The following is a 10,322-nucleotide window of genomic DNA, read 5'->3' on the forward strand; positions in this document are numbered from 1 at the left end:
ATCCCGGTGTCCGCAACGGAATCGGAAGAGATTCCGCTGTGCGCAATCTAGCCCCTGATGTCCAGTCCTGCCAGCAGGCCCTTTTCTGTCATCGATGCTGCCTCGTGGAGCGCCTTCACGTGGTCAGGAACCATCGACTTCTGGAACCGTGCAGTGGGGATGGCTGTTGTGTAGGCGGCGATGGGCTTGCCTGCCGTGTCCCTGACGCACACGCCAAGGCCGCTGACGCCCTGCTCTGTCTCCTCGAAGTTTGTTGCGTAGCCCGCCTTGCGCACTGCCGCGAGTTGCCGCTTGAGTGCAGGCAGGGCGTGGATTCTGGCGGTGGGCCAGGGTGTCAAGCCGCCGCGGTAGATTTTCTCGAGCTCAATGTTGCCGAGTTCCGCGAGGATCGCCTTGCCGCCGGCCGAACAGTAGGCCGGCATCAGATCGCCCATCCTGGCCTTAACGTGGAGGGCTGCTTCGGACTCGATGCCGTCGATGAAGCGAATGTGGGGGCCTGTCAGGATCATGAGTTGGACGGTGTCATTGATGTCGCCGTAGAGCTTCTGGAGGGCCGGCCGGCCAACCTGCCGCAGTTGGTTCACGGAGAAATTGGCCTCGCCGTGGGGCGAGAGCTGCGGACCTGCACGGTACCGCCGTTCGCGGTCCTGGACGGCAAAGTCCCTGGCCACCAGTGCGCCAAGGAGCCGGTGCGCGGTGGACGGTGCCACGTCCAGGCGCTCTCCGGCGGCTTTGACACTGATTGATTCACCGCCGCGCAGGATGATCAGCAGTTGCAGCGCCCGGTCAACGGATTCGAGCCTGGAAGGACTTTCGGAATTTTGCATAGCAGAATACTGACACGCTCCAATGACGCGTGACTAGCCTTTGATTGCTCGCGGCGTGTAGCTAAAGTGCTGCCAATCTCGGCCCGAACGAGTTCCCGCGAGAATTTCGCTAGACGAAATCTCTAACATTCTTGTGGACGGTCGTAGGGCGTGTGACTAGGCTCACTGCAAACACCCCACATCTTTAGGCACCAGGAAAGAAGACATGGACGTCTTAACCCAAATCCGTCAGTCGCGGATGACCCGTTTCCAAGTGATGGCAGTTGCGATTGCCCTGACGCTGATCCTCATTGACGGATTCGACGTGGCGGTGATGGCCTATGCCGCGCCCAGTCTCTCAAGGGCGTGGGGGCTGGACCCCGTCACACTCGGCTTTCTCCTCAGCGCCAGCCTGTTCGGGATGGCCGCAGGCTCCATCTTCCTGACTCCGCTCGCGGACAAGATCGGCCGCCGCAAGCTGGCCTTGATCTCGCTGGTCATCATCAGCATTGGCATGGTGCTCTCCGTTTTCGCCGGTGATGCCATGCAGCTGATGGCGTTTAGGATCATCACCGGCCTGGGTGTTGGCGGCATGATGGCCAACCTGAACGTCCTCGTCTCCGAGTACTCGTCGGACAAGCGGCGCGGCACCATTATCGGCATTTACGCGGCCGGCTACCCGATCGGTGCCACGGTGGGCGGCCTTGTGGCAGGCCCCATGATCCCCGTGTTCGGCTGGCATTCCGTCTTTATTGTCGGGGCGGCCCTGACGGTCCTGATGCTCCTCATCTCCTGGCGTTTCCTACCGGAATCCCTTGACTACCTGCTCACCCGCCGCCCCGAGAATGCCTTGCCGAAGGTCAACGGCATCCTCGCCAAGATCGGGCGTCCGGCCCTGGCGGACCTCCCCGCCCTCCCGGCAGCCGTGCACCAGCAGGGTGCCGTGGCCGAAATCCTGAGCCGCCCCACCCGCTTCCGCACGCTGGCACTCTGGATCGGTTATGCCTGCCTGGTGGCGGCCTACTACTTCGCCAACACATGGACGCCCAAGATCGTGGCCGGTGCCTCCGGCGATGATTCCCTCGGCGTGACCATCGGTGTGATCGCCAACGCCGGCGGCATCCTGGGCTGCTTCATCTTCAGCGGCCTCGCTATCAAGTACCGCAGCCGCCCCCTGCTCGTCTGGGCACTTGGCCTCGCCGCCGCCGCATACCTGCTCTTCGGCGTGGTCTTCACCCAAATCAGCGTCGCCGTCGTCGTTGCCCTCTTCCTGGGCATCCTCACCACGGCCGGGATCGCCGGCTTCTACGCTGTGGCTCCCGACGTGTACACCGCCAGGGCGCGGGCCACCGGCATTGGCTGGATGATCGGCCTGGGCCGCCTGGTGTCGATCGTGGCCCCCATCCTCGTGGGCTACCTGATTTCAGGCGGCTGGCAGCCGGAGCGGATCTTCTTCCTTTTCGCCATTCCGCTCGCAGCCTCCGCCCTGTGCATAGTGTCGCTGGGTGTATCGCTGAAGCGGACACAGCCTCCGGCCGCCGCAGATACCGCCCTGGCGCCCAGTACACCTGCCGCATAAGCGGAATCCGCACCCTCCCCGCCAAGAACTAGAAGGAAAACACATGCGATCAGTTGAAACCGGCACCCTGCTGCGGGCCGCCCCCCAGCGCGAGGAATGGTCCGGATCCCGGATGGGCCGCTTCCTGGCCGATGTCGAGCGGAAGACCGGCCGGACGTTCGCCGAGTACGAGGACGCCTGGCAGTGGTCCGTGGACAACCTCGAAGAATTCTGGGCAGAGGTTTGGGACCATTTCGACATCATTTCCCACACGCCCTATGAGGCAGTCCTGGGCGACCGCAGGATGCCGGGGGCGGAGTGGTTCCCGGGGGCCACGATCAACTACACCGAACACATTGTCCGTGCGGTCCGCGGCCGCCGGGATGACATCATGGTCAAGGCCCGGAGCCAGACCGCCGGCAGTTCCGACTGGACGGGCGGCCGGCTCCTGACGGAGATCGGGCGCATCCAGCGGGGGCTGATCCGCCAGGGCATCACGGCGGGGGACCGCGTGGCCGGCTATCTGCCCAACATTCCGCAGACCCTCGCCGCTTACCTGGCTACGACAGCCCTGGGTGCCATCTGGTGCTCGGTGCCACCTGAAATGGGCCCCAAATCCGTGGTGGACCGGATCAGCCAGCTGGAACCGAAACTGATCATCGCCATCGACGGCTACCGCTGGGGCAAGAAGGAGCTGTCGCGGGCAGACGACCTGGTGCGGGTCCGGATGGAGCTGCCGGACACGCAGGTGGTGCTGCTGCCGTACCTAGACCAGGACTGCCAGATGCCGCCCAACACCATTTCCTATGCCGACTTCACGAGTGAGAACGCCGACATCCGCTTCGAGGCCGTGCCGTTTTCCCACCCGCTGACCGTGCTCTTCTCCTCCGGAACCACGGGCAAGCCCAAAGCAATCGTGCACTCGCACGGCGGCCTGCTGCTTGAGCACTTCAAAGCCATGGGTCTGCACTTCGACATGGGCCCGAAGGACACCGCGTTCTGGTTTACCACCACCGGCTGGATGGTGTGGACCCTGGGCATCTCCACCCTCCTCACCGGCGCCGCCGTCGTTCTTATGGACGGCGACCCCAACTGGCCAACGCTGGACGGCGAATGGTCCCAGTGGGCGGTGCTGGCCGAGACGGAAGCCACGTACCTCGGCACGGGATCGGCCTACCTGGCCGCTTGCGCGCACGCCGGACTGACGCCCGGTACCACGTGGGACCTCAGCAGGCTCCGCGAGATCCAGTGCTCGGGCTCGCCGCTCGCGGCCGACGTTGCGGCCTGGGTGTACGACGCCGTCAGCCCTGACCTGGTGCTCGCCCCCACCTCCGGGGGCACTGATATCTGCGCCGCGTTCCTGGGCGCCAGCCCGCTCACCGGCGTCTACGCGGGCGAAATGTCCTGCCGCCCTCTGGGCGTCTCCGTGGAGTCCTGGGACTCGGAGGGGCACCCCCTGCACGGCGCCGCGGGGGAGTTGGTTGCCACCCAGCCCATGCCCTCCATGCCGGTCTTCTTCTGGGGGGACAAAGACAATGAGCGTTACACCGACAGCTACTTTGGCGCCTACCCCGGCGTCTGGCGGCACGGCGACTGGCTGATCGAGACGGAGCGCAAGACCTGGGTGATTTCGGGCCGGTCGGACGCCACCCTGAACCGCGGCGGCGTACGCCTGGGGACGGCAGAGTTCTACGCCGTACTCGACGGTCTGCCGCAGGTCAACGACAGCATGGTGCTGCACTTTGAAGACCCGGCCGGCGGAATGGGTCGACTGGCCCTGCTTATCGAAGCCGAGGAAGGCGCCGATACTGCACAGCTGGAAGCGGCTGTCCGCCGGGCGCTCCGCACGGAACTGTCGCCCCGCCACGTACCCGACGACATCGTTTTCGTCCCCAGTATTCCCCGTAACCCCTCGGGCAAGAGGCTCGAAATCCCGCTGAAGCGTGTTATCCAGGGTGCCGTGATGGGGGACGCTTTGGACCCGGGCGTGCTCGTCAAGCCGGACGATGTCGGCGAGACAGTACGGCTCATCAAGAAGGCGTTCGCCGCGTGACTACTACCAGAAACGTAAATCCGATGAACATTTCAGACCTCGTCGCCATCGACATGCACGTCCATATCGAAGCCGACGGCCACGGCCACACCGACATGCCCGAGGACTTCCGCGAAGCCGCCCGCAAGCACTTCGGAACCTCCCACGAACCGCTAAGCGTCGAAAGCGTGGCCGCGCACTACCGCGAACGCAACATGGCCGCCGTCGTCTTCACCGTGGACCACGAATCCCAGACCGGGCACCCGCCCATCTCCAACCGTGAAATCGCGGCTCAGGCGGCCGAACACCCCGATGTACTGATTCCGTTTGCCAGCATCAACCCCGCCCGAGGGGAAGAGGGCGTGCGGGAAGCGAAAATCCTGGTGGAGGAATTCGGAGTCAAGGGCTTCAAGTTCCACCCCAACCTGCAGGGATTCTTCCCGAATGATCCCATGGCCTACCCGCTCTATGAGGCGATTCAGGAACTGGGGGTTCCCGCGCTCTTCCATACGGGGCAGAGCGGAATCGGTTCGGGCATGCCGGGCTCTGGCGGGATCAGGCTGAAATACTCCAACCCGATCGTCCTCGACGACGTCGCGGTGGACTTCCCGGACCTGAAGATCATCATGGCCCACCCCTCATTCCCCTGGCAGGATGAGGCATTGGCCGTCGCGGCGAGGCACACCAACGTCTACATCGACCTCTCCGGCTGGTCCCCGAAGTACTTCCCGCCACAGCTGGTCCAATATGCGAACTCACTCCTGCGGACCAAGGTCCTGTTCGGGTCCGACTACCCCATGATCCCGCCGGACCGCTGGATCGCGGACTTTGAGAAACTGGCCATCAAGCCTGAGGTGCGCCCTCTCATCATGCGCGAGAATGCGATCCGACTGCTCGGACTTGAGGTCTGACGGATAGGCACAGCCCCCTTCACTTCACGCGGGCAAAGACCAGGGCACCCCGCCGCTCACGCGGTGGGGTGCCCTGGTCTTTATTCCTCGGTGATGGCGCCGTCGTTCCATTTGGTTACGGTGACCATGCGGCCGCCGCCTTCGAATTCGCCGATGACGCAGGTCCACTCTCCGGATCTGAAAGCGATGGGATGCGAGGTGATTTGGGGCGGTGTGCCGCCCGCGGGATTCGACGTAGGCTTTCATGGCGTCGATGTGTTCCTGGATGCCATGGGTGGGTTGCTGGCCCTTCCAGTCGAAGTCCAGATCGTCCATACCTTTGAGATTGCGGTCAACCTGCTCATCCGTCATGGTTTCCTCCTTCTCCAAGCGCGCCGGCATCGGTGCCTGATTGCGCCGTCGAGCTCAACCATGGCCGACTCGATCAGCGGAGGGCAGCCGCTCAACGGCGTACAGGCTGCAATTCGCGGCGGGGATCTCCGGGGACGGATCTGATGGGGCGGGGCCTCCTTTGGCAACCAGGGGCCGCCAAAGTGATAACGGGCGTTCTCTGGTCAAGTGTCGGTAGGACTGGTTGACTTTTCAAATGCAGGGCATCGGTCGGCGGATGGATGCCGGCCCTGATGCTGTGACTCGGAAGTTATCTGCTTCGTCGTTCAAGGGAGAACATCATGGCTGACATCACCATCGTTGGTTCGGGCAATATGGGCCGGGGCATTGGCACCCGCGCGGTCGCGGCCGGCCGCTCCGTCCAGGTCCTCGACAAGAGCGCCGAGGAAGCGCAGAAGCTCGCCGCCGAGCTGGGAGGAGGCGCCACAGGCGCCGCGTCCACCGAGGCTCCGACGGGCCGGATCGTGGTGCTTGCCCTCCCGTATGACGCCGCCAAGGAAGTGGTCAGTGGTTACGGTGATGCACTCAATGGCCGCATCATCATCGACATCACCAACCCGATCAACTTCGAAACGTTCGATTCGCTCGTCGTCGGCCCGGGGACCTCTGCGGCGGAGGAAATCGCCAAACTGGCCCCTGCGGAAGCCACAGTCGTGAAGGCCTTCAACACCACCTTCGCCGGTACCCTGCTCGCCGGAGAGGTCGATGGCCAGCCGTTGGATGTTTTCATCGCCTCGGATTCCGAGGATGCCCGGAAGGAAGTTGCAGAGTTTGTCACCGCAGCGGGACTCCGCCCCCTCCAGGTCGGCGGCCTCCATCACGCCCGTGAACTCGAAGGCTTCCAGCTGCTCCTGATGGCCCTCCAGGCCAACCCGGAATACGCGGACTTCAACTGGGGCACGGCACTGAAAATACTTGGCTAACCCGCCCACCTATGGGTGCAGCCGGACTTCACCGGGCTTGATCGAAGAAGGCTCCGCTATGGATGACGAGCCTCGTGCTGCAGGTCCTCGCCCGCCTCTTTGTCCTCACTATGGTTTGTGGGTATCACGTTTTTGCGTGGGCAGTGGAGGATGCAATCGAAGGTTCACCGGGCTGCCTTGAAACGGGTGAGGTGAGCGGCCGCGGTCCAGCCGTCGGCCGTGTAATTTGCCACCTGGTCCGGCAGGAGGATGGTGTAGAGGGTGTCCGCGCCGTGCCCGAAAGCCTCATCCGCCAGTGCTGCCAGAACCGCACGCTCGAAGCCTTTACCGGCTCCGGGCGTCTCGCTCTCCAGCCCGCCGACGACTGCTATCCCATCATCGATCCTGACGCGGCCGCTGGCAACGGGATGGTCAAAGACGGATACTTCCACCAGGTCGTAGAGTTCGAGGGCGCCTGGGCAAGCTCCGCACCTTCGGGTGATTCCGGCACGGCGTTCAGCTCCGCTGTCGGGGCGGTAAGCAGCACGGCCTGGTCCACGGGTGCCAAGCCGCGGGCAGCGGCGTAGCTCATGGCTGCCCCGGGCTCTCCGGTCACCAGGGTCAACAATGCCCCGGGGTGGTGGCAGACGGTTTCAGCGGCGCGGTCGGCGTCGCTGCCGGGCCAGGGGAGGATGTACTCCGGAACGGTCTGGCCGCCTGCCGGTGCGGTGAGGACTCCGGCGCCGTCCGGGATGGAGGTCTGTCCCCGCACGGCAGCCCAGGCGCCGGCCCAGACGGAAAGTGTCGCTTGCCAGTCAGCCATAATGCATTCTCCCGCAGATCGGCTATTTCCAGAGATTGGCGCGCGGCCGCGCCGCCGCTAAATGAACCGAAGCCGGGCCGACCCTCGGCCACACCAAGGTAAATCAGCGGGTCACGAATGCGGCCGATCAGTTGTGACGGGCATGAATTTGTCTTCGAGGAAACTGTTGGTCGGGGTCATCATCCAGCCGCCGGCCAGCATGACCAGGCCGGTGGCCGCGAAGGTCAGCAGGGCCGCGGTCCAACCGCCGGTCGCCGCATAGAGTGCGCCGCCGATCAGCGGGCCCAGGGTGCCGAACAGGTAGCCCACGCCCATGGCGAACCCGGCGAGGGCGGCGGACCCGCCGGCCGTGCGGGTGCGCCGGTTAAACATGGTGATGGCCAGGGGGAACGCGCCGCCGCCCAGGCCCATGATGAGGGCCCAGACCAGCGGCATCCCGGGGGCAAGGACCAGCCCGATATAGCCGATCGGATACACCAGGGCCAGTACTGCAGCCAATGGAAACACGTGCTTGAGTTTGCTGGCCACCAGTGGGACAACAAGCGCCATCGGCAGGGTCATGAACGTGAAGACGGAGAAGGCGCCGGCGGCAGCGTCGAGGTCCAGGCCACCATCTTTGAGGATGGTGGGCAGCCAGGCCAGCATGCCGTAGGTGTTCAGCGAGGCCATCGCGTAGAACAGCGCAGTGCCCACGGCGATCCGGCTCGTCGCCAGCTTCGCGAGCCCGAACCGCGCACCGATGCCAGGAGCAGCAGTCCCCGCAGGACCGGGCAGGAAATGGGCGCGGCGGAGGCGGACCAGTTGAATAATCCACGGCAGCGCCGCGGCCAGGGACAGGACGGACCAGGACGCGAGGGAGACCCGCCAGCCGGCCGCGTTGTTCAGCGGAACCGCGGTCATGGCCGGCAGCGTCGCGCCGGCCTGCATGAGCAGCGCGAAGGTGGTGAGCATGACCGCCTGGCGGTCCGGGAAGTACTTCTTGACCAGCGGTGCGCCCACGACGTTGCCGAAGCCCATCCCGAACAGGGCCACAACGCTGAGGATAAAGAAGACCGGGACGCTGTCCGTGAACGCCCGGCCGAAAGTGCCGACGGCGGCGAGAACCATGGCCAGCGCCGCGGTCAGTTCAGGGCCACGGGCCCGGATCAGGACGGGAGCCAGGAAACCTGCGATGCCGAAGCTCAGCGTGGGCAGCATGCCCAGGAAACTGGCCCCGGTGACGTCGAGCCCCAGCGCTTCCCGGACCACCGGCAGCAGCGGGGAGAGCCCGGTGACAGCGTGGCGCAAGGTGATGCCCAGCAGCACAATGCCGATGATGAGTATGAAGCGTCCGCGCCACAGGCTGCCCGGCACCGGCGCGGCGGCCGTGGCCGGCGCGTGCCGCAGGGGCGCGGAGCCGGCCGTGTTGCGGCCGCTGGCTCCGGCCCCGGCGGGAACAGTGGGGCCGCTCATTAGACGGCGGCTTTGGAGTCGGCGTCGATGGGGAACATCTGGCCGGAAATGGTCCGGGCGTGCGGGCCGGCGAGGAAGAGGATCAGGGCGGCGATGTCGTCCGGGTTGATGAACTTCTTGACCGACTGGTTGGCCATGGCGGAGTCGATTTCTTCCTGGACGGTGCGCCCGGAGACGGAGGCGCGGCCTTCGAAGACGCTCATGATGCGGGGGCCGTCCACGGCGCCCGGGTGGATGGTGTTCGAAGTGATGCCGAACGGTCCGAGCTCCATGGCGAGGGTCTTGGCGAAACCGACCAGGCCCCACTTGGTGGTGGAGTACCCGACCCGGTTCGGGTAGCCGAAGCGGCCGGCCAGCGATGACATCGTCACGATCGAGGCGGCGTCGGATTCCTTCAGCAGCGGGATCGCCTGCTGGGTCACATTGAATGTCCCCTGGAGATTTACGCCGATCACGGCGGCGAACGCGCCGGCGTCGTACTCCTCCACCGGGGCGGTCGGGCCGGCGATGCCCGCGTTGTTGATCAGGACATCCAGGCCGCCGAGCACGTTCCTGACGTCTTCGAACAGGGCGGTGACGGCGTCGGGGTTGCTGACGTCCGTGACGGACCCTGTGATGTTCTCGAACTCGCCGGTAACAGCCTTGACCGCATCGGCGTTGATGTCGGCGATATGGACCCGGGCGCCGGCGGCAGCGAAGGCCTTGGCGGTGGCCAGGCCGATACCGTTGGCTCCGGCGGTGATGAGTACGCGTTGTGACATTGTCTTCTCCATATGTTTCAGGGGAGGGACAGAGGCGGGTGGGCTGACGCTCGCTCGTCGGTGTTCCCGAGTTGGGTCCCATGTGGGCACACATTTAGCTTGCCACTCATGCTTGGAATTTGGCCTTTAGTGTTTAGTCCAAGGTTTCGTTTGGTTTCCGGCACGGCGATGACGGCGGTTTGGTGTGGCCACCTGTGTGTCGGTCAGTGGCCTGGCAGAGCGTGCCGGTTACTCGCCGGCGGTAATGGCTTCTGCTTCGAATGCTGTGCTTTCGTGGACGGGATGGTCGGCCGGGGTGAGGGTGCGGCGGAAGATGGCGAGCAAGAGGGCGCCGACGACGGCGGTTGCTGCGGCGAAGAGGAACGGTACCCCGGCGCCGAGGACCGCCAGCCCGGTACCGACGGGGGCGCCGATCGCGCCGCCGAAGAAGCGGATGCCGGAGTAGGCGGAGGACGCGACAGCGCGGGGCAGGTCACTGGCCTCCATGACTGCTTCGGTGAGCACGGTGTTGGCTGCGCCGATCTCGAAGCCCAGGAGCACAACGCACACCACGAGCCAGGGCGTGTTCCCGGTCAGCTGCGAGGCCGCGACGTGGGTGGCGGCGAAGACGATGAGGATGCCTGCGAGGACGCGGGTGGGGGAGAACCGGTGGGTCAGGCGGGGTGCGATGACAACGCTGGTCAGGGC

11 protein-coding genes are annotated in these 10,322 nt (G+C 65.1%); 5 read left to right on the forward strand and 6 right to left on the reverse strand.

Features of this window, described 5'->3' with window-relative positions:
- Positions 1-47: 47 nt before the first annotated feature.
- Positions 48-827, reverse strand: coding sequence for an IclR family transcriptional regulator (locus AC1DIM_RS15170; protein WP_477711325.1), 780 nt, complete (start codon positions 825-827; stop codon positions 48-50).
- A gap of 205 nt (positions 828-1,032) precedes the next feature.
- On the opposite strand from AC1DIM_RS15170, the gene AC1DIM_RS15175 reads away from it, so the two are divergent.
- From AC1DIM_RS15175 to AC1DIM_RS15195, 5 genes are all read left to right on the forward strand, one after another.
- The gene (locus AC1DIM_RS15175) at positions 1,033-2,385 is read left to right on the forward strand and encodes an MFS transporter (protein WP_477711326.1); all 1,353 of its coding nucleotides are present in this window, start codon (positions 1,033-1,035) and stop codon (positions 2,383-2,385) included.
- 43 nt (positions 2,386-2,428) lie between these two features.
- Positions 2,429-4,417 (forward strand): acetoacetate--CoA ligase, encoded by a 1,989-nt coding sequence (locus AC1DIM_RS15180; RefSeq protein WP_477711327.1) that lies wholly within the window; start codon positions 2,429-2,431, stop codon positions 4,415-4,417.
- A gap of 23 nt (positions 4,418-4,440) precedes the next feature.
- Positions 4,441-5,307 (forward strand): amidohydrolase family protein, encoded by an 867-nt coding sequence (locus AC1DIM_RS15185; RefSeq protein WP_477711328.1) that lies wholly within the window; start codon positions 4,441-4,443, stop codon positions 5,305-5,307.
- A gap of 153 nt (positions 5,308-5,460) precedes the next feature.
- Entirely contained in the window at positions 5,461-5,802 is a 342-nt protein-coding gene (locus AC1DIM_RS15190; RefSeq protein ID WP_477711329.1) for a hypothetical protein, read from the forward strand.
- Between the two features lie 176 nt (positions 5,803-5,978).
- Positions 5,979-6,620, forward strand: coding sequence for an NADPH-dependent F420 reductase (locus tag AC1DIM_RS15195; RefSeq protein ID WP_477711330.1), 642 nt, complete (start codon positions 5,979-5,981; stop codon positions 6,618-6,620).
- Positions 6,621-6,784: 164 nt separating this feature from the next.
- On the opposite strand, the gene AC1DIM_RS15200 is transcribed toward AC1DIM_RS15195, so the two are convergent.
- The 5 genes from AC1DIM_RS15200 to AC1DIM_RS15220 form a co-directional block, all read right to left on the reverse strand.
- Positions 6,785-7,051, reverse strand: a complete 267-nt coding sequence (locus AC1DIM_RS15200) for a hypothetical protein (RefSeq protein WP_477711331.1) — start codon at positions 7,049-7,051, stop codon at positions 6,785-6,787.
- The gene (locus AC1DIM_RS15205; RefSeq protein ID WP_477711332.1) at positions 6,988-7,422 is read right to left on the reverse strand and encodes a hypothetical protein; all 435 of its coding nucleotides are present in this window, start codon (positions 7,420-7,422) and stop codon (positions 6,988-6,990) included. Before AC1DIM_RS15205 ends, AC1DIM_RS15200 begins: the two co-directional genes overlap by 64 nt.
- A gap of 111 nt (positions 7,423-7,533) precedes the next feature.
- On the reverse strand, positions 7,534-8,874 hold the full coding sequence (locus AC1DIM_RS15210; protein ID WP_477711333.1) for an MFS transporter: 1,341 nt from the start codon (positions 8,872-8,874) through the stop codon (positions 7,534-7,536).
- On the reverse strand, positions 8,874-9,635 hold the full coding sequence (locus AC1DIM_RS15215; protein WP_477711334.1) for an SDR family oxidoreductase: 762 nt from the start codon (positions 9,633-9,635) through the stop codon (positions 8,874-8,876). Before AC1DIM_RS15215 ends, AC1DIM_RS15210 begins: the two co-directional genes overlap by 1 nt.
- Positions 9,636-9,863: 228 nt before the next feature.
- On the reverse strand, positions 9,864-10,322 hold a 459-nt coding region (locus tag AC1DIM_RS15220; RefSeq protein ID WP_477711335.1), incomplete at its 5' end, for an MFS transporter.

Source organism: Pseudarthrobacter sp. 01T43 (genome assembly GCF_056398665.1).

Bases quoted from the DNA above. Each gene is read 5' to 3' on its own strand.
- AC1DIM_RS15170 (WP_477711325.1), bottom strand. From the start codon at position 827: ATGCAAAATTCCGAAAGTCCTTCCAGGCTCGAATCCGTTGACCGGGCG.
- AC1DIM_RS15175 (WP_477711326.1), top strand. From the start codon at position 1,033: ATGGACGTCTTAACCCAAATCCGTCAGTCGCGGATGACCCGTTTCCAA.
- AC1DIM_RS15180 (WP_477711327.1), top strand. From the start codon at position 2,429: ATGCGATCAGTTGAAACCGGCACCCTGCTGCGGGCCGCCCCCCAGCGC.
- AC1DIM_RS15185 (WP_477711328.1), top strand. From the start codon at position 4,441: ATGAACATTTCAGACCTCGTCGCCATCGACATGCACGTCCATATCGAA.
- AC1DIM_RS15190 (WP_477711329.1), top strand. From the start codon at position 5,461: ATGACGCAGGTCCACTCTCCGGATCTGAAAGCGATGGGATGCGAGGTG.
- AC1DIM_RS15195 (WP_477711330.1), top strand. From the start codon at position 5,979: ATGGCTGACATCACCATCGTTGGTTCGGGCAATATGGGCCGGGGCATT.
- AC1DIM_RS15205 (WP_477711332.1), bottom strand. From the start codon at position 7,422: ATGGCTGACTGGCAAGCGACACTTTCCGTCTGGGCCGGCGCCTGGGCT.
- AC1DIM_RS15210 (WP_477711333.1), bottom strand. From the start codon at position 8,874: ATGAGCGGCCCCACTGTTCCCGCCGGGGCCGGAGCCAGCGGCCGCAAC.
- AC1DIM_RS15215 (WP_477711334.1), bottom strand. From the start codon at position 9,635: ATGTCACAACGCGTACTCATCACCGCCGGAGCCAACGGTATCGGCCTG.